This window comes from Pontibacter harenae (assembly GCF_020907245.1).
Classification (GTDB): domain Bacteria; phylum Bacteroidota; class Bacteroidia; order Cytophagales; family Hymenobacteraceae; genus Pontibacter; species Pontibacter harenae.
Window position 1 is genome coordinate 21,985 of sequence record NZ_JAJJWH010000007.1, and the last position, 25,301, is coordinate 47,285.

Here is a 25,301-nt window from a genome sequence, read left to right on the forward strand (position 1 = left end):
ACATATGCAACGCTACGTCTGCGTACACGGTCACTTTTACCAGCCACCGCGCGAAAACCCATGGCTGAGTGAAGTAGAATTACAAGAATCAGCATACCCTTACCACGACTGGAATGAACGCATTTCAGATGAGTGTTATGCAAAAAATTCTGCTTCACGAATCCTGGATGAATCGGGTGCCATAGTTGACATTATGAACAACTATGCACACATGAGCTTTAACTTTGGCCCTACGCTGCTGGAGTGGATGGAGAAGAAAGACCCAGGTACTTACCGTGCCATTTTGGAGGCCGACAAAGAAAGTCAGCGCCGTTTCAGTGGCCACGGATCGGCGATTGCGCAGGTGTACAACCACATGATAATGCCCCTAGCCAATGAGCGCGACAAGCATACGCAGGTAATTTGGGGAAAGGCTGATTTCCAAAGAAGGTTCGGGCGCGACCCTGAAGGTATGTGGCTTGGCGAAACAGCAGCCGACACGCCTACTTTAGAAGTATTGGCTGCACATGATATCAAGTTTACCATCCTCTCGCCTTACCAGGCAAAGCGTTACCGAAAAATCGGAGAAGAAAAATGGGAAGACGGTACGGGTGCCAAAATAGATCCGCGTCGCCCTTACCTCTGCAAACTGCCATCGGGCAAAAGCATCGTGCTTTTTTTCTATGACGGCCCAGTGTCGCAGGGAATTGCTTTTGAAGGTTTGCTGCACTATGGCGACAAGTTTGCCAAACGCCTGATGAGCACTCTAGACTCTAACGGCGAGGGTGCACAACTGATGCATATTGCCACCGATGGCGAAACCTATGGGCATCACCACCGCTTCGGCGAGATGGCTTTTTCGTTTGCACTCCAATACATTGAGAAGGACCCGACTGTGCAACTAACAGTGTACGGAGAGTTTCTGGAAAAGCACCCGCCCGAATATGAGGTAGAAATAGCAGAACGAACCTCCTGGAGCTGTGCCCATGGCGTGGAGCGTTGGCGCAGCGACTGCGGCTGCAACACTGGCGGCAACCCTAACTGGAACCAGGCATGGAGAGGGCCATTGCGTGCTGCATTCGACTGGCTGCGCGACCAATTGGAGCCACTGTATGAAACAGAAATGAAAAAATTCGGAGCAAACCCTTGGAAAGCGAGAGATGAATACATCGATGTTATCCGTGACCGCTCCGAAGAAAATGTGTTAGCGTTTATTCGCAGGCATTCCGACCGCAGGCTTACCAAAGAGCAGATGAATATTTTTCTGAAGCTCTTGGAAATGCAGTATCATGCCATGCTCATGTACACCAGCTGCGGCTGGTTCTTTGATGAGGTGACTGGCATTGAGAGTATGCAGGATATTCTGTATGCGGCCCGTGCCGTTCAGATAGCAAATAACATTAGTGGGCAGGACTACGAAACACCTTTCACTGAGCTATTGTCTATAGCACAAAGTAACATCAAAGAAGAACGAGATGCTGCTTATGCTTATTTCACCTACGTAAAGCCAAACATTATTGACCTGCTACGGGTGGGGGCGCATTATGCGGTTTCATCTTTATTCGCTGAACACACCCCTACCAGGCAACTGTACAGCTACAAAGCAACCTCCGAATACCACGAAAAACTGACAGCAGGCAGGCAAAAGCTGGCCATAGGCCGTGCCCGAATTCGTTCCAAAATTACCTGGTCCGAAATTCATATTACGTATGGTGTGCTGCACCTCGGCGACCACCAGCTTTTCGGTGGCGTACGTGAGTTCAGCAGCAACGATGCTTTCGATACGCTTTTTGATGAGCTGAAAAAAGCTTTCGACAGAGGCAATGTAAGCGAGGTAATCATGCTGCTCGACAAGCACTTTGAGTCGCACAGTTACTCGTTCTGGCACTTGTTTAAAGACGATCAGAAAAAGATATTAGACGAGGTGCTGGGCAATGCCATGCATTCTATCGAAAACGATTTTCAGCAGGTGTACGACAACAACTATCCCTTGGTAGCCGCTATGCGTACACTTGGCAAGAAACTGCCTAAGCCACTCCAGGTTACGGTAGAGTATGTGGTGTTTTCAAGGCTACTGCAAGAGCTGGAATTGCCAAATCCTCATCTGGATATTATCAAAAGATTGTTTGTGGAGGCGGAGCGCATGAGCCTGAAGCTGGACCTGGACGTACTGAATTTCGCGGCTTCAGGGCGTGCAGAAAAACTGATGCAACACCTTCAGCAGCAACCAGACAATATTGATCTGATGAACCTGATCATTGATTTACTAACAACTTTACAACAATCGCCACTAAAGCCTGACTATTGGCAGGCACAAAACATTGCTTTTCGTATGAGGCTAACTACTTATCCTTACTATAAAAATAGTGAAGACAAAGAGTTGATGTCCTCTGCATGGGTAAGGCAGTTTAACAAGCTATGTAACATTCTGAATTTAAAATTTTAACATATGGTCTATATTCCATCGGCCACCTATAGGCTACAAATTTCGCCTAAGTTTAAGCTGAAAGAAGTTAAAAAACTGATCCCCTACCTACACGAACTGGGTATCAGCACAATCTACTCGGCACCGTTTTTCTCTGCCACTCCTGGTAGCGAACATGGTTATGATGTCATAAATCCGCTGGAGATAAACCCTGACACGGGTACCTTGGAAGAGTTAAGGGAAATCGCGGAAGAGCTGAAAAAGTACAACATGGGTTGGCTACAGGACATCGTTCCGAACCACATGGCCTATCATCCAAAAAACCAATGGCTGATGGAAGTGCTGGAACTAGGCCCTGCCTCCAATTTCTATAACTTCTTCGATATCAATTTCGATCATCCAGATTTCAAAGGTAAACTGATGATTCCGTTCTTGGGCGAACCACTTGAAAAAGTAGTGGAGCAAGGGCAAGTGGAAATTAAGTTTTCTGGTGAAGGATTGCAGGCAGCGTATTTCGAAAACGTTTACCCGCTAAACATTGCCAGTTATACCTACTTACTGGAGCAGGCAGCAGAGAAGCTAGAGAACGAGGATGCGAAAAAGGTACTACAGGAACAGCTGCAGCAGTTGCAAATGCTGGAAAATGAAAAGAGCATTAGCACGCAAGGCTGGAGACAAACAAAACAGCAGTTTTTCAGCCTGGTAGAGCAACAGAAGGAACTTAGGCAGGCCATAGAGCAACAGGTTAAGCAACTGAACGAAGATAAGCAGGCTTTGCTGCAGTTGCTTGACAGGCAGTACTTCCAGCTCGCCTTCTGGAAAGAGACGCTGGAGCATATCAACTTCCGCCGTTTCTTTACAGTTAACGATCTAATCTGTTTGCAGATGGAGCGCAAGGAAGTGTTTGATCAATATCACCAGTTTATAAAGCAGCTTTGCGAAGAAAACCTGGTGCAGGGCTTGCGGGTTGACCACGTAGATGGCCTTTACGACCCCGACACATATCTAGAACGCCTCCGTGCTATGGCTGGCGAAGAACAGTACCTGGTAGTAGAGAAGATTTTGGAGGGCGAAGAGGAAATGCCTCAGTACTGGCCGATACAGGGCAACAGCGGCTACGATTTTCTGGCCTGGGTAAGCAACCTATTTACAGCTGGCGATGGCGAAAAAAAGCTAAACCAGGTGTACAAGCGCCTTGTACCTGATGCGAGTATAAACTATGAAAACCTGGTATTCGATAAAAAGCAGTTTATACTGCACAAGCGTATGGCAGGTGAGCTGCAAAACTTACTTCGCCTGCTACAGGAAAGCGAGCTGATTCCGCAGGACAACGAGCTGGATAAATGGCGCAGGGCTTTAAGTGTACTGCTGTCGTCCTTCCCTGTTTACCGAATCTACGGTCACTCTTTCCCGCTGCCTCCCGAAGCCATGGAAGTGATAGAGCAAGCCTTTACTGAAGCCAGAAAACGAGGACCTGAGGTAACGGAGCAACTTGATCATCTGCGTACTATCTTCGAAGCTGGCGAACAGGATTCAGAAGAGCAGAAAAAGAACAAATTATACTTTGTATTGCGTAGCCAGCAGTTTACAGGACCGTTGGCGGCAAAAGGCGTGGAAGACACGACTTTTTATAATTACAACCGTCTCATTTCACTTAATGAGGTGGGCAACAGTCCAGAGATCTTCCATTTAGGAGCTAATGATTTTCATGGCCGCATGCAATACAGGCTACGGTCTTTCCCACATTCTATAAACGCTACGGCCACCCACGACACCAAGCGTGGCGAAGATGCCACCACTCGCCTGAGTGTGCTAAGCGAAGTGACGGAAGATTGGGAAGAGCACGTGAAGCAGTGGTTTAGCATTTTGCAGAATTATGCCGATGCAGACGAACCTTCAAAAAACGATTTATACTTTGTGTTCCAGACGCTGATAGGCGTTATGCCAATGAATGGTGAAATTGACCATACCTTGGTAGAGCGTGTGCAGGAATATCTTGTAAAGGCTCTGCGTGAGGCAAAGGTACACACCAACTGGAACAAACCGAATGAGCAGTACGAACAGGAAGTATGTTACCTGGTGCAGCGCCTGCTGGAGAAAGAGCAGAGTTTTATAAAATCTTTCCTGCCTTTCTTCCAGAAAGTGGCACACTATGGCTGGCTATACTCACTTTGCCAGACCCTGCTAAAAGTTACCTGCCCTGGAGTACCCGATATGTATCAAGGCACTGAGCTATGGGACCTGAGCCTGGTTGACCCAGACAACCGCCGCCCCGTAGACTACGAGCAACGCCAGCAGTACCTGACAGAGCTTAAAGAGCAGGAGCAGCAGAATGCCGCAGAACTACATAAAAAACTGGTGCAAAACCCAGATAGTGGCCGCGTAAAATTCTATACGCTTTGCATGGCCCTGAATGCGCGTAAGCAATTGCAAGACCTTTTCAACCACGGAGATTACCAGCCTTTAACCGTAACAGGAAAACATAAAGCAAATATTATGGCTTTTGCCCGTCAGCATGAAGGGCAGTGGTGCCTGGTAGTTGTACCCCGCCTAATAGTGCGTTTGGTACCTGAGCAAGGATTACCGCTGGGCGAAGAGGTTTGGGAAGATACAGCTATCGCTTTACCAGAAAATGCGCCAACAGATTGGCAACAGGTATATGGAGGCACCACGCTTTCGGCAGATAATTCACTGCCTGTTTCCAAAGTTTTAGAAACATTTCCTGTAGCACTTTTAACAGCCAAAACAGCATGATTATAGACCGAAGAAGCAGCGGTATTTTACTGCACATTACCTCCCTCCCTTCTCCTTTCGGTATAGGAGATTTGGGGCCAGAAGCATATCGTTTTGCAGATTTGTTACAAAAGGCAGGTCAGCACTATTGGCAGATTTTGCCCTTGAATCCGACAGAATCTGGAAGCGGCAACTCACCTTATAGTAGCCACTCTGCTTTTGCAGGAAACCCTCTGCTTATAAGCCCTGAACTTCTGGTTGAGGACGGGCTATTGGAGGAAGATGATCTGCAAACAAGTCAGACTTTTAAAGAAGATAAAGTAGATTACAAAGAGGCAACAGCTTATAAGCGCACAATCTGGCAAAAAGCTTTCGATAACTTTAAAAAGGGTAAACATCCTGTATTAGAAAGAGATTTCGAAACTTTTAAAGAACAGCACAAAGCCTGGATAACAGACTATACCTACTATGTTACCTTTAAAAGAAGGTTTGACAATAAGAGCTGGGTAGAGTGGCCAGAAAAAATAAAAAACAGAGACACAGAAGCACTGCAGGAACTGGCGAAAGAACTAGAAGAGGAAATGGAGCAGGAGGCGTTTCTACAGTTCCTGTTTTACCACCAATGGGATAAACTAAAAGTATATTGTGCAGCCCGTGAAATACACTTTATTGGCGATATGCCTTTTTATGTAAGCCACGACAGCGCCGATGTTTGGTCTAACCCAAGTGACTTTAAACTGGACGAAGAGGGTATGCCTACCGCTGTGTCTGGTGTTCCACCAGATTTTTTCAGTGAAACTGGCCAGCTTTGGGGTACACCTGTTTTCAATTGGGAATCGTTGGAAAAGGAGAATTATGAATGGTGGGTGCGACGCATATCGCACAACCTTATTCTCTTTGGTCTGCTCCGCCTCGACCACTTTAGAGCATTCTCTGCTTATTGGGAAGTGCAAGCTGGCGAAGAAACCGCCATGAACGGTACATGGGAAAAGTCTCCTGGTGCCGCTATTTTGAGCATTGTTCAGGAGAAGTTTCCGCACATGCCAATTATAGCCGAAGACTTGGGCGAAATAGACCAGCCCGTGCGCGACCTGATCAAGCAGTTCGACTTGCCAGGCATGCGCCTGCTTATCTTTGCCTTCGGAGATGACCTGGCCTTCGACAGTTCTTTCCTGCCGCATAACCACATCCAGAACAGCATTGTATACACAGGCACCCACGACAACAGCACTGTGCGCGCCTGGTATGACAAAGATGCGGCAGAAGAAGACAAAGAACGACTCACCAGGTACACTGGTCACGAGTTAACCGCTGAAAATGCTCACACCATTATGGCGCGCTTAGCGTATATGTCGGTTTCACAACTGGCTATACTGCCTATTCAGGATGTGTTAGGTTTAGGAGCCGAGGCCATTATGAACAAACCGTCTACAGCGGAGCATAACTGGGAGTGGCGCCTGAAGCCAGGATTGTTCGGGGAAAAGGAAGCACAGGAATTGAAAGATTTTGTGCAGTTATACGGGCGCTAAGTTCTTACGATATTTATTGTGGCACTGGCGCGGGAAAAATTCCCGCGCCAGTGTTTTTTTAGCTATACCTATTCTTTAGCAAGCTCATTAGCAGTTGCTTTTATTTCTTCATTTTGTTCTTTTACTAGCTCTGCCATTGCACTGGCATGGTCGAGGTAATCAGAAGTATAAACATCGTTGGCAGCATGTACAAACAACACCGTACCACCCTCCACGGTGTCTATCACATCCTCGTAATCATCCATGGGTAAAGCTGGGCAGCCTAAGCTTCTCCCCAATCGTCCTGTCTGTTCAATTATACTTTCATTCGCGTATTCTGCTCCGTGTATCACAATGCATCGGTCCATCGCGTTGGAGTTGAAGCCCTCATCAACACCATCCAACTTTAAAGACAAACCATGTTTACCATGGTAAGTGTCTTGCGTTACGTAAAAGCCAATGCTGCTCATAAAAGACTCTTTGTCGTTCGAGAAGTTCTCGGCAAACTCTACTCCTGAATTTCTCCCGTGCGACACGTATGTGTTGTGCAGCACCTCCTGTCCTTCTACATCTATTACCCATAGCCTCTTCTCCGTAGACGATTTAGTAAAATCTACAATCGTGATGTAGGGCTTCTCCCCAAGCTTTCCTTCTTTTCTTAAGTTGTAGTACCCTGTCAGTGCCTTGTTAAAAATTTCGTACTGTAATCCTTCCTCCCGCAAATCCATCTGCTGGTATACATTACAAGCAATCGTATCAAACTCCATTACCTTGGTATCAGCCGTACTAGTCTTCAGCTTCTTTGTGCTTATTTTAGTTTTTATGTTGGCAGCTGATAAGTTGGTTGAAGTTGCCACAGGCGAAAGAATCAGAGGAGCAAAAAGAGGCAAGAGTTTTCGTTTCATTCTCTTTTTGCGGTTAGTATCATTCTTTGGCTTTGTCATCTTGTTTTCCTCCTAACTTTGTATAAGCTCTTTTTTACGATTTACATCACTAGCTGTTTTGTAAAATCCTTTAAATCAATATCAATTAGAAATTACTGATACTTTAAGGCATCATTTTTGGATAAGATTGTGTTTAGATTACAAGACATACTTTATTACTGCATGCATCCATTCAGACTTAAACAGCTTACTGTTCTCAGTTATATTTTAATCATTATTTTACTAGCAGGTTGTGGCGCAAAAAAAACACTTAGAGGAGTTTTTAAACAGCAAACACCTTATGAGCGCTACGCTTCTTCGCTTAAAGACGCTAACCTGCATGAGACAGCGTTAGGTAGCAGCTGGCTACAAGCTGGTGAAAAAGCCTTACAAGATTCACTTCACATCAACCTGCCTTTTAAAGAGGTAGGTTATTTTGCCGCCGACAAACCCAAAGCCCATAGCTATAGGTTTACAGGCAAACAAGGTTTAAAGATTGTAGTGAACCTGGAGACGAAGCCAGAAGATGCAGCCCGTGTTTACATGGACTTGTATGAGGTTACTGCTGGTGCAACATCTTCGCTGAACTACCTTACCTACGCCGATACCGTCTCCTCTAGTATTGAATTTGAGGTAGAAGAAAATCAGACCTACCTGCTGCGTATTCAACCTGAATTGCTCCGTAGCTTACAGTATACCCTAACTATCAAAACACAGCCTACACTCGCATTTCCAGTGCCTAGCAAAAAGAACCGCGGCATAGACAGCTTTTGGGGCGACCCTCGTGATGGCGGTAGCAGAAACCACGAAGGTGTGGACATCTTTGCACCTAGAGGAGCACCTGCCATTGCAGCCGTAGATGGTATTGTGACGCGTGTGGGCACAAACCGTTTGGGAGGAAACGTGGTGTGGCTTTCAGATGCAAAACGAAGGCAAAACTTGTACTACGCTCACCTCGATAAACAACTGGTAACTGCAGGGCAGCGGGTACAGGTTGGCGACACGATTGGGTTAATAGGTAACACAGGTAACGCTAGGCATACTAAGCCACACCTGCACTTTGGCATTTATCGCTCTGGGCACGGTGCCACAAATCCTGCTCCTTATATTTCCATGCCTCGGCAAACACCTCCTGCCATTACTGCAGACCTTAGCAGGTTAGGTGGCTGGGTTCGAATTACACCAAAAATGGCTAATGTAAGGTTGGTACCATCTACTAAAAGCAATGTATACATGAGCCTGCCGCAGCACACGCCTTTGCTAGTACTAGGCGGTACTAGCAGTTGGTACCGCGTTCAATTACCCGATGGCACCGAAAGCTACGTAGCAACCAGTATCGTAGAAAGTATAGCCAAACCGATCCGTCAGCAAAAACTCTCCGCAGGTACTGATTTGTTGGCTGATGCAGTACCGTTGGCTGCTCCGCAGGATAGTTTAACCGCTGGCTCCAATGTAGCAGTGTTAGCAATCTACAACAACTATAGCCTGGTACGCAGCCATAACGGCAGCACAGGCTGGATCAGCAGCATATAAATTAAGCCTCTATCGACTGAAGGAGCTAGTAATTTTACCTATCGTACAGGTTTTATACTTATATTTACTTTATCATACATAAAAGTAAAAGACCAGTCTATTGAAGTTAGCTGCCATTGATATTGGTTCTAACGCCGTAAGATGCCAGATCTCCAGCGTCCTGAACCAGAACGGAAATGTCATTTTTAAACGTGTTGAGTATGTACGCTATGCTATCCGCTTCGGTGAGGATGTGTTTAGCAACGGTTACATCAGCGAACATAAGATTCAGAAATTCATAAAGTTGCTGCAAGCTTTCCAGCTCTTGATTGATGTGCACGACGTGGACGATTACATGATTTGCGCCACTTCCGCCATGCGTACTTCTACAAACGCCGCTGAGGTGCTGCAGCGTATACGCGATGCCATTGGCATGGAAATAGATGTAATTGATGGGGTAACCGAAGCTAATCTCATAAATAAAGTTATCCTCAACTTCCTGGACGATCGCAACTACCTGCACATAGATGTAGGCGGCGGCAGCACAGAATTTAACATTTATGTAAACCGTGAAAAGGTTGCTTCTGAATCTTTTGAGCAGGGCTCTATACGGCACATGCACGGTCATGATTCGGAAGAGTTATGGAACAACATGCAACGCTGGATTACAGAAAACGCGCGTAAGCACCACCTTACCAGGGCCGTGGGCACAGGCGGCAACATGAATAAGATTTTTGAAATCGCTGGCAAGACAGGTGGAAAACCAATCACCCGAAAGCAGATTGAAGAAGTGGTAGCTCGCATTGCTTCTATGACCATGGAGCAACGCCTAACAGATCTCATGCTGAACCCAGACCGCGCTGATGTTATACTACCAGCCTCTGAAATTTACCTTTCAGCTATGAAATGGGCCAAACTGGAAACCATGCTGGTACCAGCCGTAGGCTTAAAAGACGGTATGCTCCATGCGCTCTATGAGCGTTATCATCCAGAGCGTTTCGTAATAGATAAAATCAGTTGATTTTGGTTATTTGTTGATCGTTACTCTTTGATCGCGGAGTGATAATATAAACCACAGTATCTGTTTTATTTGAAACAAAAAAGCGGGGCAGCCACTTACTAATGGCTGCCCCGCTTTTTTGTTGTGCCTGTTTTAGCTTACACCAATTCTGCCGCTGGCACTGTGGTATAAGCTCTGCTATAGAAAACTTTATGAATATCTACAGCTTCTTCGTTAGCAGCCAATCGTTTCTTAGCATAGGTACCGTCTTCACGCATAATGTAGGAATTCTGGTTATCGAGCAGGTTATAGTACAGCATGTTTATGACCTCCTGCTTCAGCTCCTCATTTACAATCAGGAACAAGGCTTCTATTCTGCGGTCGAAGCTACGAACCATTATATCGGCACTGCCACCGTATACTTTAGGCTCACCGTTGTTATGGAAGTAATACAAACGGGCATGCTCCAGGTACTCGCCCACAATAGATTTTACAGTAATATTCTCGCTCAATTCTTCGCGGCCTGGCCTTAAGCAGCAGATGCCGCGCACGATTAGTTTTATCGGTACACCAGCTTTCGATGCTTTGTAAAACTCATCAATAACTTCCCTGTCTTCCAAAGAATTCAGCTTTATCACGATACCGCTTTTCAGGCCTTTCTTTGCATTCTTGGCTTCGTTGCGAATCAGCTCTATCAGCTGCTGCCGCATGGTATGGGGTGACGTGAGCAGGTATTTATACTCGTTGGGTCTCGAATGCCCCGTAATAACATTAAAGAACTCCGACACATCGTGTGCATAGACTTCGTTGGTGGTAAGCAAGCTTACGTCGGTATACAGGCGGGCTGTAGCTTCGTTGTAGTTGCCGCTACCAACATGCACATAACGTGTTACCTTCTCCCCTTCCTTCCGGATAATCATCAGCATTTTAGTATGGGTTTTATACTTGCTGATACCGTAAATCACGAAGCAGCCTGCTTTCTCCAGGCGCTCGCCCTCACGCAGGTTTCGCTCCTCGTCAAAACGCGCTTTAACCTCGAAAAGCACCGATACGTGCTTTCCATTTTCGGCAGCCTTTAAAAGTGCCGCCGTAACGCGCGATTGATCGGCGAGGCGATAGATGGTTTGCTTGATGCCCAGTACGTAAGGGTCTTCGGCTGCGCGCTCTAATAAGTTTACCACGGGCTCCATGCTGTTGTACGGGTGGTGCAACAGCACGTCATGCTCCTTCAGGTAATCAAAAAGGTCTACATTATCGCCAGGCATACTCAGCGGCAACACAGAGGCTGGCTGTTTAAAGCCTTTATCTTTGAACTGGCGGTGCCTGATAATCTGCCACAATCCCCGCAGGTCTATCAGGCTGTTGATGGTAAAAACATTGGCATTATCTATCGTCCAGCGCTCTTTCAGAATCTTCATCATAAACTGCGACGGATTGCGCTCCACCTCCAGCCTTACCACACGTCCTTTTTTACGGGTGCGCAGCTTAGACTTAATTTCCTGCACAAAATCTGCCTCCAGGTCATCAGATTCTTCCAGTGTAAAATCGCCGTTACGGGTAATTCTGAAAAGATCCGCCGACACTATTTCTACGTTTCGGAAAAGCTTCTTTATTTTTCCTCTGATTATTTCCTCAATAGGCACAAAAACTATTTTGTCTTTGCGGTTGATCTCATAGAAACGCGCCAGGTTCTGCGGAATCTGTACGAATGTAACTCTGTCCTGCCGTTTCTGGTTGTCGTCTGTAGTACGGGTAACTACTCCAAAGGTAAGCAGCTGGTTCATGAGCAGCGGAAAACCATGGTAGTTGTCATACACCATCGGCGTCAGCAGCGGGTAAATTGTATTCTTAAAGTAGTTATCTACTTTTTTCTGCTCTATTTCTGTAAGCTCACTTACCCGCATAATATCGAAGCCATGCTTCTCGAAAAGCGGTTTCAACTCGCTGTTGTACGTGAGGTACTGGTCGTTTACGAAACGGTGTGAATAGTCAAGTAGCTTCTTACGGAAAGGCAATTCCCGTAGGCCAGAATAATCTGTGCGCTCCTTTCCATAGTCAAGGTAATTGTACAAGCTACCTACCCTGATCATGAAAAACTCATCCAGGTTAGAAGAGGTTATAGCCAAAAACTTGAGCCTATCGAATAGGCTTTTATTTGTATCGCGGGCCTGGTCGAGCACGCGGTAATTAAAACGCAGCCAGCTAAGGTCGCGGCTAATATATTTACTCTTCTTTATCTGGTCAGAAGCTTTGTTAACAAGCATGTTTTGATCCGTTTTCGATATGGGCTACACATTCCAGCCGCTGCTTTAAGCTAGCTGTTGTGCAAAAAGGTGTAACTAAATGCCTAAACGCTAATATAATTTTTATAATCCAAATTGTGTAATTTTAGCCTATAGGATTTTTAGAGGTACAGTTTAAAAGATGCTCTATGGCTGCACGGATGTCGTTTATTGAACTTTCTGCTATAGGCTAAATTGGCTTGTTATACAGAAATTTAGCGGTAACTCTTTTTAATCTGTTTCCAGACTTTTAAACATAATGTAGGTATCAACTAGGCCAAGCGCTTTGTGCCTAAACCCTTTTGGTGTTACTCCGATTATTTCAAACCCGTATTTCTGCCAAAGCTTTACAGCATTTGTGTTTGTACTTATAACGATGTTGAACTGAATACCTATATATCCTTTGTCCTTTGCAAATTTCAACGAATGTTCACACAAAAGCTTACCTACTCCTCTTCCCTGAAAATTTGGACTAACCATATAACTACAGTTAGCAATGTGGTTACCTAGGTCAATTTGATTTGGCTTCATGATATAAGTACCTAAAATTTGGCCCATTTCGTCTACAGCAACAAACGTATCCATGTACTCTGCAAACCAATGCTTGTGCAATGCCTCTTTCGGTGTGTTAGGGTCGAACACATAAGTATCGCCTGTTTGAATGACACTTAAGAATATGTCCCAAACTTTTTCATAGTCTAGTTTTTCGTCCGCTTTTCTAACTGTCATATACTATCTGCACTTTTTTTATAACGTGTTCGTCTATACCCCATGCTTTGGCTACGCCTTGCACAAGGTATAGACGAGCACGTCGGCTAAAGTATTTTTATTTTTAAGTATTGATAATCATTGTTGAGTCCACCGTTCTCGTCCCAGAATGCCTGAGCGTGCAGCACTTTAACAACAAGTGTAGAAGAATCTAACCAAAAAATTTCCTGTGGCTCTAATGCTACCATCCATTTACTGAAACTAGCGTCCAATACTTTTCTGACTTTCTGGTCGCTCTCAACTTTATACAGCTGGAAATCGGAGCTATAGCTATAAGGATTCGTGTAAATAGAAACTACATATTTCCCATCTGGTGAAAAATAAGGATAGTCATTGAAGCTGATAATTTCCTTACCATTATCTGCACTGTATAGCATGTGCTCTCCTTCTTCATAGTATCCAATGGCTAAAAGATAAGCATTCAACAGACCAACATGTCCCACATAGTTGAAGATCTTCATGCTCTCTTCGGCATTGGGAGAGCTTACATATTCTTTTTTACCGTTAGCTATGGTTACTACAAGCACAGAATCTTTGCTTGACACTAAAGCATTTTGCTGGATAATAAATTTATCGTCTTTACTTCTTGCTTTCTCAAATTCCTCTTTGCCAATTAGACTAATCTCTACTTTCCCCTTCACCTGAGCCTGTTCAAGAGTTTTGTATAAATCCATGGCCCTAAGCTTTATCTGAGTGAGTTGGCCAACGTTTGCCTTTGGTACATATACAACTTCCCAACCCGATGAGGCGACTTGCTGACCATTTCTTACAAAGCTTCTGCCAATCCGCTCCTTGATCTGATACCAGTTTTCTTCTTCTCCGATAACATCTATTTTATACCCGTACTCTATTGTGTCAAGTACAGTAGATTCCTTATCTGGTTTTTCATAAATGTAACTCCCGCTTGATTTTGTTATGAATAGCTTCTTGATGGTAGGGATTTCATAAACAACGACTGTTTTCGCTACAGCAGCCTTCTCTGAAGAGTTAACTTCTTCTGTTCTCTTTTCAGTTTTACCTGAAGTTTCAGAATTTGAGCAGCTTAATGCAATGAATGCAGAAAACAGAAAGATCAATTGTCTCTTCACTTAATATTGTAGCCAACTGTCTCGTGCAGCCTATCAACGAGGCATAGCCGAGTATAAAGGCTGAAGTTTGTTGGCGGTTGTTATTTTAATAACTTCTTGAGATTGCTAATCCTACATTCTCGAATTCAACTCTCTGTAAATCTTCAGTTTCAACAAGGTCTTTGATGTACTTCATTTTCTCTTCTACAAACCTGTCTCCTATTTTAAATGGACTAATCGCATACCTGAATTGAGCATAATTCTTGCCTAAGAATAGATATTCGGAGTTTACTAGTAGAGTTTTAAATCTGCTATAATATTTCTCATTAAGAGTTATTAGAGTTTTATCGTCAATATCCTTATAGGCAATTGTAAATACTAATGAGAAATTAGATTCAAAGAAAGGGTCATCTGAATCAATGTGAATAACAAGATTAATTCCCCCATATTGCCCGATAAAGGCATAGGCTGAAGCAATAGTTGTAAGCTCAAAACCAAGTTCTTCTAGTACCTTGAAACCTCTAGAAGTTAGCAACTTCTTAGCTCTTTTCTTTCTATACTTCTCTGACTGTAAGTATACAAATGCAGAAATGACAAGTATTGCTACTGTGCAGAAAAATACCAGTATAAAAAATCTATCCAATTTTTTTTATTAATTATAATTTCCGCCAACTTTCAGCTAAACGTAAACATACTGTTATCTGCACTATATATAACATCTACCACTGCCGTCTAGACAATTAAATTACTTGTATCAAGATATACACTTCCATAGAAATATACTACATCTAGATTGCTATAAAACAAAACAGCGGCTGCACTTCTTAAAGTACAGCCGCTGCTTAAGGTTATATTATTTATCAAATTACACGTCTACACGTGCATACTTGGCGTTACGTTCAATAAAGTCCCTGCGAGGACCTACCTCGTCGCCCATCAGCATAGAGAACAAGTGATCAGCTTCAGCAGCTGACTCTATAGATACTTGCTTTAAGCTGCGTGTTTGAGGGTCCATGGTTGTGTTCCAAAGCTGCTCTGGGTTCATTTCTCCCAAACCTTTGTAACGCTGCACGCCTACACTTTCCTCTCTGCCTTTGCCTAGCTCAGCAATCGCCTCTAAACGGTCTTGCTCGCTCCAGCAATAACGTTCTTCTTTGCCTTTCTTAACAAGGTATAGCGGAGGAAGGGCAATATAGATATAGCCGTTCTCGATCAAGTCGCGCATATAGCGGAAGAAGAAAGTCAGGATGAGTGTACGGATATGCGAACCGTCCACGTCAGCATCCGTCATAATGATGATGCGATGATAACGAAGCTTCACCATATTCAGTGCTTTTTCGTCTTCAGGCGTACCAAAACTCACACCCAAGGCCGTGATCATGTTCTTGATCTCTTCGTTCTCGTAGATACGGTGCTCCTGCGCTTTCTCTACGTTTAAGATCTTACCGCGAAGGGGCAGAATAGCCTGGAACTTACGGTTACGGCCCTGCTTGGCAGATCCACCAGCTGAGTCACCTTCCACCAGGTAAATCTCGCAGTTTTCAGGGTTGCTGTCAGAGCAGTCGGCTAATTTACCTGGCAAGCTGGTGCCTGATAGTACGTTCTTGCGCTGCACCATCTCACGGGCCTTACGTGCCGCGAAACGTGCTTGTGCCGCCAGTATAACCTTGTTTACAATGGTACGGGCCTCTCTCGGATTTTCCTCCAGGTACTGCGTCAGCATTTCGCCTACAGCTGTATCCACTGCACCAGAAACCTCCGAGTTGCCTAGCTTCGTCTTTGTCTGGCCTTCGAACTGCGGCTCCTGTACTTTTACCGAGATTACGGCAGTTAAACCTTCACGGAAGTCATCGCCTGCAATATCAATCTTCACCTTATCAAGCATACCCGATTTGTCGGCATAAGCCTTCAAGGTACGGGTAAGGGCACGGCGGAAACCAGCTACGTGCGTACCGCCTTCTATGGTATTGATATTGTTTACATAAGAGTAGATATTCTCGGTATAGGACGTGTTATACTGCAAGGCAATCTCCACTGGCACACCATTCTTCTCGCTCTCTACGTGTATCGGTTCTGGAATCAGGTTTTCACGCGTTTCATCCAGGTAAGTCACAAACTCTTTCAGGCCGCCTTCCGAAAGGAATGAATCCTGAAAAACTGGCTCTCCTGCCTCATTCAGCTCACGTAGGTCCTGTAGGTTAATGCGTATACCTTTGTTCAGAAAAGCCAGTTCGCGCATGCGGCTGGCAATGGTATCGTATTTATATTCTGTTGTTGTGAAGATGGAGCCATCAGGCTTGAAGTGTACGGTAGTACCCGTTTTGTCGGTAGTACCTACCTCACGTACTGGGTACTGCGGTATGCCTATGTTATAATGCTGTTCAAATACTTTTCCTTCACGATGCACCGTTACGTGCAAATCAGTGGAAAGGGCATTTACGCAGGATACACCTACTCCGTGCAAACCACCCGAAACTTTATAGGTGTCTTTATCAAACTTACCGCCAGCGTGTAACACTGTCATTACAATCTCCAGCGCCGACTTGTTTTCTTTTCTGTTTATACCTGTTGGTATACCACGGCCGTTGTCAGATACCGTGATAGAGTTATCTGGGTTTATGGTAACCGATATCTCATCGCAATGGCCAGCCAGGGCTTCGTCTATGGAGTTATCTACCACCTCCCACACCAGGTGGTGAAGACCTTTGATGCCAATATCCCCAATGTACATGGCAGGACGCTTGCGTACGGCTTCCAATCCTTCCAGTACCTGTATACTATCAGCTGAATAACTATCTACAAATTGTGGACTTAATTTATTTGTTTCTTCTACTTCACTCATGTGTTTCAAACGGTAGATTAATAGTAGGTAAAATTACCACTTTTATTTCGTTTATGCTATACTTTTAGATGTAGTTGCTGTGCTACAGCTATATGCCTTAAAGCACCATAGCACAACCACCTGATTATTAACAATTTTACCTTCTAATTAGTGCCTCTAGCTGCACTATTATCCATAAGAAAAGGCACAAGGTTACCCACGCTGGCAGGTAACCTTGTGGCGGTTAAAACAGGAAGTTTAATGGGTATGATGAAGGAACAAGAAATGTAGCATTAAGTATTATAATATTTGGCTTTTGCTACAGATTCTGCCTTCGCATTTACAGCTAAAAGTTTGCTACAAGTTTAACTACAGAAGCTTAGCCTTCACCTTCAGCCTTGCTATCATACGGCGGTTGTACTCATAATACTCTGGCCCCATCTGCACGCTCAGGTCCAGCTCTTCTATTCTTACCACTTGGTAATCACGACCTTCTCCAACCATAGCTTTAAGCTTTGTTTTAGCATTTTCCATTGCCTGCTGCATCATTTGCTGCTGTATCTCCACTTTCTGGTTCGATTCCATAAACGTGCCCATCACGTTCACATTAAAAGGCAAGTTTCGCCTCAGCAGGTCCTGGCTTATTTGGTTATACAGGCTGCTGTCAGACACCGTCAGCATGTACGTTACATTGGTTTGAAACATGTCATTATCCACCTTCTTCCCCATCTGTTCAGGCATGTAGTTTACATCCTATGTTTTCGCTTGTTTTGGCCATTGTCGGCACAAGGCGCTTCAGCGAATCAGCCCAAACCACAAATTTGTCACGCATTGCTAAAGGACCATTGTAAGATAGGTTTAGTCGGTAGCCAGCCTCTGGCATTTGCTGCTCATATTCCCCAATAACTTCCACGTAGTTTTCTTCGGAATCGGTAGAGGTACAGCTGCAAAGGGTGCTTAGGCTCATGATGAAAGCCAGCGCACCAAAATACATTTTTTTCATAGTTTATAGATGTTTTATATATAGCAATTCCTTAACGATAATTGTGCCAGAATTTAGCTGCTTTTTCTACTAATTCAGCTTTAACATATCTATAATTGTTGCCTACAGTTAACCTATAAAACTGCCCCTTTCATTTGAATAATTTTGTAGTCAGGGTGAAACCCCGCAGTTCTATAACATCATCATCTTCAAAATATTAACACATAATTTATCTTGTTTTCGCATAACCCTCACTCCTGCCTCGCGTTAATTATAGGTGAATTGTTTAATGAAATAAAGGAGGTAAACATGTCAATGAACTTCGAGAATTATGTAAAGGACTCAAAAACATGGTTACACCAACTATGTGATTTCCTTGGTATTGAAGATGAACAAAAAGCAGGACGAATATTCAGAGCTGTTCTGCATGCAATAAGAGACCGAATTCCAGCTGGTGAGGCCATTCATTTTGGTGCTCAGCTACCCATTATCTGGAAAGGGATTTATTTTGATGGTTTTACGATACACGAACCCGTGCCTATCCGCCACGAAGAAGACTGGCTGGAGTTTATTCGCTCTAAAGACACAGTGGATGCAGTAGATTTCCCAACGCTAGAGCATGCGCACTACGCCTTTATGGACGTGATGCGATTCTTGCGTGAAAAGGTGTCTGAGGGACAATACCTACAGGTAGAGCAGGCGCTGCATACAGAGATTCCTGTTCCTGCCTAAAAACAAACAGCTTACAAGCATTAAGGCCTGGCAATTGTCAGGCCTTCTTTTTTTGTATCGTTTTAGTAGCGTTCTTTAGCGTGTAAAAGCTTGGTAGAGAAACAACAGAATTGCTTCAGAATGAAGAGTTACCTTTCTCGATTCAGCAAAGGCGACAACGAATGAAGATTTTACTTATTGAAGACGAGCAGGCCCTAAGCAGTTCTATCTTAACTTACCTGCATCACGAAGGCTACAACTGCGAAGCCGCAGCCAGTTATAGAGAAGCCAGACTGAAGGCTTCCGATTATACCTATGCCTGCGTAATTGTAGACCTAACCTTGCCAGACGGAAACGGTCTGGAAATCGTGCGCCTACTAAAAGAGAACAACCCCGAAACTGGTATCATTATCATTTCCGCTAAAAATGCCTTAGATGATAAAGTTACGGGACTAGACCTGGGAGCAGATGATTATATGACCAAGCCTTTTCATTTATCGGAGCTGAATGCACGGCTAAGGTCACTGATCAGGAGAAGAAATTTTAACGGGCAGAAAACCATTCGGGCTGGCAAACTAGAAGTGTTCCCAGAGCAGGCCGCAGTACAAGTAGAGGAAACCACGCTTACCCTCACAAAAAAAGAGTATGACCTCCTGCTATTCTTTATTTCCAACCAGAAAAGGGTGCTCACCAAAGATTCCATCGCCGAACATTTGTGGGGCGACCATGTAGAGGGGTTAGACTCGCTGGATTTTGTGTACACGCACATCAAAAACCTTCGCCGCAAAATAGTAGAGGCTGGTGGCGAAGATTACATCCAAACAGTGTATGGGTTAGGCTATAAGTTTAGCTGCTCATGAGAATACTCACTAAAACCAGCCTTTACTATCTGTTAGTGTCGCTACTGGTGTTCCTGATTGGAGGAGTCAGTTTCTATAAAATAATGCAGATAGAAATTTACGATGAGGTAGATGACCAACTGTATACCGACCAAGTAAACATTCTTGGATACATACGGCAGCACAATAAACTGCCAAGCGTAACCTCTGGTATTTCGGAAGCCATTATTGTACGGGAAGCCGACGAGGTACACAAAGGAATAGAAGAACTCTCCGACACCTTGATCTTCAGCACATACGACGATGAGTTTGTCCCCTTCCGCCGCCTTACCTTCACGGCCTACCAAAATGGTAAGCCTTACGAGTATACTATTCTGAAATCGTTGATCGATTTTTCTGATCTATTTGAAAGCACCATGCTGGCTATGGGCTGGATATTTTTGCTGCTGCTGGTTGGAATGGGTGTGGTAAATTATGCGATAAACAAGTACAGCTGGCGGCCGTTTTACGATACGCTAACTAAGGTAAAGAGCTATGGTTTATCGCAGCACAAGCCTCTACACCTGAACTCTTCCAGCACGACCGAATTTCAGGAGTTGAACCAGGTGCTACAAGCCATGACAGCTAAAATACATCATGATTATCTTAACCTAAAAGAGTTTACAGAAAACGCCTCACACGAGATTCAGACACCGCTCGCCATACTCAACAGCAAAATAGAACTGTTTATGCAGTCCGAAAACCTGACACAGCAGCAGGCAAAGCTACTAGAGGAAATGTACAGCTCTGTAAGCAGGCTGTCTCGGTTAAACAAATCACTCATCCTGCTTACCCGCATCGAAAACCGTGAGTATAAAGTTCAGGAGCCAATCCCGCTTCACCTTGTAATACAGGAGCAATTAGAGCAGCTACAGGAAATGGCGAGCATGCACCAACTAATTGTTTTACCACCTCAACTAGAACCAACATTTATTCTTATGAACCAAGGCCTCGCCGAAATGCTGGTATCTAACCTGCTTACAAACGCCATCAGGCACAACCACGAAGGTGGAACGATACAAGTTTCGCTGTCTCCGCAAGAGCTTTGCGTCGAAAACACAGGTGAAGCGTTAGAAGTAGCACCAGAACTATTGTTTGCACGCTTTATGAGCGTTAAAGATTCTTCTGGGTCTTTGGGTATAGGCTTGGCGCTTGTAAAGAAAGTGTGCGAAATATACGCCATGACGCCATCTTATGCCTATGCCAATGGCAAGCACAGCCTCTGCATCAGGTTTCAGCAAAAGGCTGCGCTTGCTTAAGCCTAAGGCAACGGAATAACCAGCGCCAGCCCACCAGCTCCTTGGCTGTAGAAAGGTAGTACACCTACATTTTTTCTGGTGATATGATACTGCCGTAGCTTCTGCTTGAACAACGGGTAAGCATAATATACAACCTCTGCAGATAAGATACCGATACCCGCTCCCGCTAACACATCCGAGAGCCAATGTCTATCGTTCAGGATACGTATGGCACCTGTGGCTGTAGCAAAGGAATACCCCATAACACTGTACCAAATGCCTCTTTTGCCATACTCCTTATGGAAAAATGTAGCGTAGGCAAAAGCTGTACTTGTGTGCCCCGAAGGAAAAGCATCGGCAGTACCGTCGCCTGGCCTCTTAATGCGGGTGAGGCCTTTGAGGTTGTTTGTTAGCGTTCGGTTTAAATAATAGGTCATTCCTAACAAAATTGCCTGCTCAGTATAATGATGTTCCCCTTCCACTCCTGCTAGGTTTAACCCTACCGTTGCTATTAGCGGGAAACTCCCAGCATGGTCGTCCACACCTGTAGCAAAGCCTTCGAAGCGGTTCTGCACTGCACTCCTCAGCCCCCTGCTTCCTTCGAACAACCCCTCGTCATCCATATGCACAATTCCCAAACCTATCAGCACGCTTGGTGCTATAGACTTTTTTACCAAAGGATGGAGGTTATGCTTAATTTCACCAGAAAGTGTAGAAGTATCAGGTTGCTGCAGGGCCAGAAGCAAGTTAGGCTGGGCTAACGAATCTGCTCCAACTTGTTGGGCATGCAAAGATAAATGGCTTGCGAAGAGAATCAGCAGCAAGACTGGAAGTAGTTTTTTCATCATTCGAGTAAGTTTTAACTGCCCTAACTTACCCTCTGATTCTGAAGAAATTCTGAAGCCTAATTACCTGTTCAATGTATTCTGTACTTAAGATTTTTTTAACCTATATGCAAAATGGCTCAAGCTTTACACCATCGTCTTCAGAAGAAAAAGAGGCGCATTTTTATAAAACGATTTTGCTTCTAAATTGTAAATGAATACACTGTTCTTTTACCAGCTACACCTACAAAAAATCTTGTAAAGTATAGCCTGTTGCTTGGTTAAACCAATCGTGGATTAGGCGAAATGAAATAGACACAGGTGGTGGCAACCGTAGCGTACCGGCCTGTAAACCTGCGACTATTTCGTCTCGGGTAAACCAACGGGCATCTTCCAGTTCTGTGTAATCTACCTTAAGCTCACGGGTTTTAGCAGTTGCCGTAAACCCAACCATGATAGAAGCAGGAAAAGGCCACGGCTGCGAAGAATGATAGGTAACGCTTTCCAGTTCAACACCAGTTTCTTCTTTTGCCTCCCTTTCTACGGCACCCTCCAAAGTCTCGCCAGGCTCTAAAAAGCCAGCTATAGTAGCATGTTGCCCCTGCGGCCACGAGGCATGTCGCCCTAGCAAACAGGCATCTCCTTCTGAAATAATAACAATAATAGCTGTATCGGTACGCGGGAAATGGTGCAGATTGCAAGTAGAGTTCGGGCATATACGCACATGGCCTGCCTGCTCAGAAAGCGTTGGAGTACCGCAGTTGGCACAGAATCCGTGCCGATGGTTCCAGTGCACCATGGCACGGGCATAACCCAACATCGTACTTTGCGGACGAGGTAAAGCTGCGGCAATCGTTCTCAATTCGACCAACGTGCCATATTTAGGCAACCTTTCTTCTAACAATGCCTGTTGGCCCTCAAAACCTAGGGCAAAATAAGCAGTCTCCTCTTCCACGCCTAACAGCACTTGTACTGTTGCCTGCTCAGCCAACTCCTTTACATCGTCCTGCGTCAGCAATGCTGCCTTGTTTTGGTTAACCAGTACCTTGTTGTCATTTACTATTACAAACCTGGATGTCTCCCGCTCTCGAAGTTCCAGCATCAGATCAACATTCTTTCTGTGTTCAGCGAAGCGATCCAGGGTACTGTCGGCAAAGTAGTTATTCATGCGTATGCTTTTTTTAAATCACCTCTTTTTACGAGCAAAAAGCATATTGGCTGTTGCCGAAGCTGTTTTTCCTCTCCTATTCAGAAAATCAACTACAAAAGAGCTTTGAATATGGTATAGGAAGAAGTGAGGATTATGATTACGCCAACCAACCGCATCAGGGTTTTTGGTTGAATTCTTTTCGACATTAAAGCGCCAAACGGAGCCGCTATCACACCACCTGCAATTAAACCTAAAACTACTTGCCAACTATCTACTCCAACTATAAACAAAAACACGCCTGTGCTGAAGAAGGTAACAAAGAACTCTGCCGTGTTCACGGTGCCTATCGTTTCCTTAGGAGTTTTGCCCTGCATAATCAGGTTACTGGTAACAATCGGCCCCCAGCCACCTCCGCCTATGGCATCGCAGAAGCCACCTACAACTCCCAAAAGCGACACCCGTTTTGCCTCTTGTTTACTCTGTATCGCCTTAAAGCTTTTTACCAGCAGCACAACACCTATCAACATTAGATAAGCCGAAATGTAAGGTTTCAATACGCCACCATCGAAGACTGCAGAAACAAGGTAAGCTCCCACCACGGCACCCAATACACCTGGTATTGCCAACTTCAAGAAAAGCCTCATGTTTACGTTCTTCAGGAACAGGTGCGACAAACCAGATACACCTGTTGTAAACACCTCCGCCGTGTGCACACTGGCCGAAGCAATGGCAGGCGGTACACCGAAGTTCAGCAAAAAGGTGGTGCAACTAACACCATAAGCCATTCCGAGCGCTCCGTCTATTAATTGCGCCAGAAAGCCCGCCAACATAAAGATGAAAAAATCGCTGCTTAGCGAGAGCTGAAAGCTTTCTTCTGGGAAGACAAAGACCTTAAGCAGCAGGAACAACACCAAACTTACTTTAAGGCCAATAATCAGACCGCCGATGTGTTTAAGAGAGAGTTTAGAGGTCATGCTTACTTAGTTTTAGTTTATGAAATATGCTGAGTCGGTATATATTCCTGTTGTAAAAATCTGTTCCGTTGGGGCGCTGCTGGTACCATTTCATATAGCCTAACTCCATGGCCAGGCGTGGCGATGTACTCCAGCGGAGCCCGCCGTATATCCTGTTCTGGTCAAACACATTCTGCTGCACCTGTTTGCCGAAATTTAGCATCACCTCATCAAAGGCTATCGCTTTTAGCTCTTTTTCGCCACCTTTCCAGAGACTTACCTCCAACTGCAGCCTATAGCGGGCACGAAAGTTGAAGCGGTATCCTGGCTCTAGTTCATCTCCCGTACTTTTGCGGATAAAACGTTCTTCAAGCTGGTAGCGGTGGTTAAGTTTAAGCTTCCCTAAGTCCTGTTTCAGGGTTAGATCCTGCTGAGGCCTTAGCTCAGGAACTACCAGGTCGCTTGCCGAATTTGGATCCTGCGGGTGCTGCAAAGCATATGTTATACCTGCCCCTATCTCCACGCCTTTGCTCAGACTGTACCTAACATTTGACCGTGTTACCAGGTGATGTTCCTTAAAAGGTGACAAGAACATGCGATTATCCACCTCCGAGTGCACCGCCCACTTCTCGTTTATAGTTAGCTGGTTATTATACCGTACCCACTGTAGGTTCTGGTGCGTCACGTTTCGGGGTGACTGGGCTAGTACCCCAAATGGCAGCAGTCCGAAAAGCAGCAGCAAGTATCGGTTTAACATAGATTATCTCTTTGACAATGCAATACTATATAATTCCTACCAATTTAGTATACTTTAAAGAAAAATTAATTTCCAGCCTCAGGAATTTCGTTAAATCAATCTAAAGAAGTAAGACATTATGAAGTTCACTGGTGGTGCAGCCTCCATGGGTAAAGGCTTTTAGAAGGAAGGTCTAAATTCCGAAGAACTATTGCTCTTCGTCGTTTGAGTTGATAAGGGTATTCAGGTTTTCCAGATTACTTAAATAGGTGGTATCTAAAATCTCGGCTGTAGCGTCACGTACCTTTTTCATCACTATCCTAATCTCGCAACTTGCTTCATCCAGGCATTCGTCGCACTTACGGTAGTACAGGTGGCTTACACAAGGTATAGGTGCCAGCGGTCCATCAATCATACGGATAATATTTCCCACCGAAACCTCCGACGGCTCTTTGGCGAGCGCATATCCGCCATTCTTCCCTCTCACGCTGTGCAGCACCCCATTCGTTTTCAGGTCCACCAATATCGCCTCCAGAAACTTTCTGGGAATACGTTCGCTTTCAGAAATTTCGGAAATAACAGCAAGACCCTTGTGCTGGTTTTTAGTGAGGTAAAGAAGCGCCTTTAAAGCGTATTTTGCTTTTTTTGAAAGCATGCAGTTGATTATAGGATGGATTTAAACTTAAAGTTACGCATTTATAGACGTATATTAAAGTTGCGGGTGTGAAATTGGAGATATTTGGATTTGTAAGGAATCTTAGCACCTTGTATAGCTAGCTCTGCAAAGCATGTTTTACATGCTATTTTCCTA

21 protein-coding genes are annotated in these 25,301 nt (G+C 44.7%); 8 read left to right on the top strand and 13 right to left on the bottom strand.

Translation table 11 applies throughout. The annotated features are described in order from the left end of the window. Nucleotides 1-4: 4 nt before the first annotated feature. The 3 genes from LN893_RS05445 to malQ are packed head-to-tail and all read left to right on the top strand — an operon-like array spanning nt 5 to nt 6,666. On the top strand, nt 5-2,425 hold the full coding sequence (locus tag LN893_RS05445; RefSeq protein ID WP_229968791.1) for a DUF3536 domain-containing protein: 2,421 nt from the start codon (nt 5-7) through the stop codon (nt 2,423-2,425). Nucleotides 2,426-2,428: 3 nt separating this feature from the next. Next, on the top strand, nt 2,429-5,158 hold the full coding sequence (treY, locus tag LN893_RS05450) for a malto-oligosyltrehalose synthase (protein WP_229968792.1): 2,730 nt from the start codon (nt 2,429-2,431) through the stop codon (nt 5,156-5,158). Further along, nucleotides 5,155-6,666, top strand: a complete 1,512-nt coding sequence (gene malQ, locus LN893_RS05455) for a 4-alpha-glucanotransferase (RefSeq protein ID WP_229968793.1) — start codon at nt 5,155-5,157, stop codon at nt 6,664-6,666. The genes treY and malQ overlap by 4 nt, the downstream gene beginning before the upstream one ends. Before the next feature lie 68 nt (nt 6,667-6,734). Here malQ and LN893_RS05460 read toward each other — a convergent pair whose 3' ends face one another. Then, entirely contained in the window at nt 6,735-7,550 is an 816-nt protein-coding gene (locus LN893_RS05460; protein WP_229968794.1) for a murein L,D-transpeptidase catalytic domain family protein, read from the bottom strand. A gap of 201 nt (nt 7,551-7,751) precedes the next feature. On the opposite strand from LN893_RS05460, the gene LN893_RS05465 reads away from it, so the two are divergent. Beyond that, a complete protein-coding gene (locus LN893_RS05465; RefSeq protein WP_229968795.1) occupies nt 7,752-9,101 on the top strand; it encodes a peptidoglycan DD-metalloendopeptidase family protein in 1,350 nt (449 codons plus the stop codon). Nucleotides 9,102-9,201: 100 nt separating this feature from the next. Further along, nucleotides 9,202-10,101, top strand: coding sequence for a Ppx/GppA phosphatase family protein (locus LN893_RS05470; protein ID WP_229968796.1), 900 nt, complete (start codon nt 9,202-9,204; stop codon nt 10,099-10,101). Between the two features lie 137 nt (nt 10,102-10,238). Here the strand turns inward: LN893_RS05470 and ppk1 are convergent, their stop codons facing one another. The 7 genes from ppk1 to LN893_RS05505 form a co-directional block, all read right to left on the bottom strand. Continuing rightward, nucleotides 10,239-12,344 (bottom strand): polyphosphate kinase 1, encoded by a 2,106-nt coding sequence (ppk1, locus tag LN893_RS05475; RefSeq protein ID WP_229968797.1) that lies wholly within the window; start codon nt 12,342-12,344, stop codon nt 10,239-10,241. Between the two features lie 249 nt (nt 12,345-12,593). Next, entirely contained in the window at nt 12,594-13,091 is a 498-nt protein-coding gene (locus tag LN893_RS05480; protein ID WP_229968798.1) for a GNAT family N-acetyltransferase, read from the bottom strand. 86 nt (nt 13,092-13,177) lie between these two features. After that, nucleotides 13,178-14,218, bottom strand: a complete 1,041-nt coding sequence (locus LN893_RS05485; RefSeq protein WP_229968799.1) for an SH3 domain-containing protein — start codon at nt 14,216-14,218, stop codon at nt 13,178-13,180. Nucleotides 14,219-14,303: 85 nt separating this feature from the next. Continuing rightward, nucleotides 14,304-14,840 (bottom strand): hypothetical protein, encoded by a 537-nt coding sequence (locus tag LN893_RS05490; protein WP_229968800.1) that lies wholly within the window; start codon nt 14,838-14,840, stop codon nt 14,304-14,306. A gap of 222 nt (nt 14,841-15,062) precedes the next feature. After that, nucleotides 15,063-17,039, bottom strand: a complete 1,977-nt coding sequence (gene gyrB / locus LN893_RS05495) for a DNA topoisomerase (ATP-hydrolyzing) subunit B (protein ID WP_229968801.1) — start codon at nt 17,037-17,039, stop codon at nt 15,063-15,065. A gap of 348 nt (nt 17,040-17,387) precedes the next feature. Next, nucleotides 17,388-17,759 (bottom strand): hypothetical protein, encoded by a 372-nt coding sequence (locus LN893_RS05500; protein WP_229968802.1) that lies wholly within the window; start codon nt 17,757-17,759, stop codon nt 17,388-17,390. After that, complete coding sequence (locus tag LN893_RS05505; protein WP_229968803.1) at nt 17,752-18,021, bottom strand: hypothetical protein; 270 nt, start codon at nt 18,019-18,021, stop codon at nt 17,752-17,754. The genes LN893_RS05500 and LN893_RS05505 overlap by 8 nt, the downstream gene beginning before the upstream one ends. Nucleotides 18,022-18,309: 288 nt before the next feature. Here LN893_RS05505 and LN893_RS05510 point away from each other — a divergent pair, with 288 nt between their 5' ends. The 3 genes from LN893_RS05510 (at nt 18,310) to LN893_RS05520 (ending at nt 20,848) form a co-directional block, all read left to right on the top strand. Then, on the top strand, nt 18,310-18,732 hold the full coding sequence (locus LN893_RS05510; RefSeq protein ID WP_229968804.1) for a DUF2267 domain-containing protein: 423 nt from the start codon (nt 18,310-18,312) through the stop codon (nt 18,730-18,732). A 161-nt stretch (nt 18,733-18,893) separates the two neighbouring features. Further along, nucleotides 18,894-19,571, top strand: coding sequence for a response regulator transcription factor (locus LN893_RS05515; protein ID WP_229968805.1), 678 nt, complete (start codon nt 18,894-18,896; stop codon nt 19,569-19,571). Continuing rightward, complete coding sequence (locus LN893_RS05520; RefSeq protein ID WP_229968806.1) at nt 19,568-20,848, top strand: sensor histidine kinase; 1,281 nt, start codon at nt 19,568-19,570, stop codon at nt 20,846-20,848. The genes LN893_RS05515 and LN893_RS05520 overlap by 4 nt, the downstream gene beginning before the upstream one ends. 2 nt (nt 20,849-20,850) lie before the next feature. Here the strand turns inward: LN893_RS05520 and LN893_RS05525 are convergent, their stop codons facing one another. From LN893_RS05525 to LN893_RS05545, 5 genes are all read right to left on the bottom strand, one after another. Next, a complete protein-coding gene (locus LN893_RS05525; protein ID WP_229968807.1) occupies nt 20,851-21,675 on the bottom strand; it encodes a phosphatase PAP2 family protein in 825 nt (274 codons plus the stop codon). Nucleotides 21,676-21,895: 220 nt separating this feature from the next. Then, a complete protein-coding gene (gene nudC / locus LN893_RS05530; RefSeq protein ID WP_229968808.1) occupies nt 21,896-22,819 on the bottom strand; it encodes an NAD(+) diphosphatase in 924 nt (307 codons plus the stop codon). 92 nt (nt 22,820-22,911) lie between these two features. Continuing rightward, nucleotides 22,912-23,775, bottom strand: coding sequence for a sulfite exporter TauE/SafE family protein (locus LN893_RS05535; RefSeq protein WP_229968809.1), 864 nt, complete (start codon nt 23,773-23,775; stop codon nt 22,912-22,914). Continuing rightward, nucleotides 23,765-24,511, bottom strand: coding sequence for a DUF2490 domain-containing protein (locus LN893_RS05540; RefSeq protein WP_229968810.1), 747 nt, complete (start codon nt 24,509-24,511; stop codon nt 23,765-23,767). The genes LN893_RS05535 and LN893_RS05540 overlap by 11 nt, the downstream gene beginning before the upstream one ends. 187 nt (nt 24,512-24,698) lie before the next feature. Continuing rightward, nucleotides 24,699-25,145, bottom strand: a complete 447-nt coding sequence (locus tag LN893_RS05545; RefSeq protein ID WP_229968811.1) for an RrF2 family transcriptional regulator — start codon at nt 25,143-25,145, stop codon at nt 24,699-24,701. Nucleotides 25,146-25,301: the final 156 nt, after the last annotated feature.

Excerpts from the sequence above, each read along its gene's own strand:
- LN893_RS05445 (WP_229968791.1), top strand. The coding sequence starts at position 5 with ATGCAACGCTACGTCTGCGTACACGGTCACTTTTACCAGCCACCGCGC.
- gyrB (WP_229968801.1), bottom strand. The coding sequence starts at position 17,039 with ATGAGTGAAGTAGAAGAAACAAATAAATTAAGTCCACAATTTGTAGAT.
- LN893_RS05480 (WP_229968798.1), bottom strand. The coding sequence starts at position 13,091 with ATGACAGTTAGAAAAGCGGACGAAAAACTAGACTATGAAAAAGTTTGG.
- LN893_RS05525 (WP_229968807.1), bottom strand. The coding sequence starts at position 21,675 with ATGATGAAAAAACTACTTCCAGTCTTGCTGCTGATTCTCTTCGCAAGC.
- malQ (WP_229968793.1), top strand. The coding sequence starts at position 5,155 with ATGATTATAGACCGAAGAAGCAGCGGTATTTTACTGCACATTACCTCC.
- ppk1 (WP_229968797.1), bottom strand. The coding sequence starts at position 12,344 with ATGCTTGTTAACAAAGCTTCTGACCAGATAAAGAAGAGTAAATATATT.
- LN893_RS05515 (WP_229968805.1), top strand. The coding sequence starts at position 18,894 with ATGAAGATTTTACTTATTGAAGACGAGCAGGCCCTAAGCAGTTCTATC.
- LN893_RS05505 (WP_229968803.1), bottom strand. The coding sequence starts at position 18,021 with ATGAAAAAAATGTATTTTGGTGCGCTGGCTTTCATCATGAGCCTAAGC.
- LN893_RS05510 (WP_229968804.1), top strand. The coding sequence starts at position 18,310 with ATGTCAATGAACTTCGAGAATTATGTAAAGGACTCAAAAACATGGTTA.
- LN893_RS05520 (WP_229968806.1), top strand. The coding sequence starts at position 19,568 with ATGAGAATACTCACTAAAACCAGCCTTTACTATCTGTTAGTGTCGCTA.
- LN893_RS05460 (WP_229968794.1), bottom strand. The coding sequence starts at position 7,550 with ATGAAACGAAAACTCTTGCCTCTTTTTGCTCCTCTGATTCTTTCGCCT.
- treY (WP_229968792.1), top strand. The coding sequence starts at position 2,429 with ATGGTCTATATTCCATCGGCCACCTATAGGCTACAAATTTCGCCTAAG.
- LN893_RS05540 (WP_229968810.1), bottom strand. The coding sequence starts at position 24,511 with ATGTTAAACCGATACTTGCTGCTGCTTTTCGGACTGCTGCCATTTGGG.
- LN893_RS05465 (WP_229968795.1), top strand. The coding sequence starts at position 7,752 with ATGCATCCATTCAGACTTAAACAGCTTACTGTTCTCAGTTATATTTTA.
- LN893_RS05535 (WP_229968809.1), bottom strand. The coding sequence starts at position 23,775 with ATGACCTCTAAACTCTCTCTTAAACACATCGGCGGTCTGATTATTGGC.
- nudC (WP_229968808.1), bottom strand. The coding sequence starts at position 22,819 with ATGAATAACTACTTTGCCGACAGTACCCTGGATCGCTTCGCTGAACAC.
- LN893_RS05500 (WP_229968802.1), bottom strand. The coding sequence starts at position 17,759 with ATGCCTGAACAGATGGGGAAGAAGGTGGATAATGACATGTTTCAAACC.
- LN893_RS05545 (WP_229968811.1), bottom strand. The coding sequence starts at position 25,145 with ATGCTTTCAAAAAAAGCAAAATACGCTTTAAAGGCGCTTCTTTACCTC.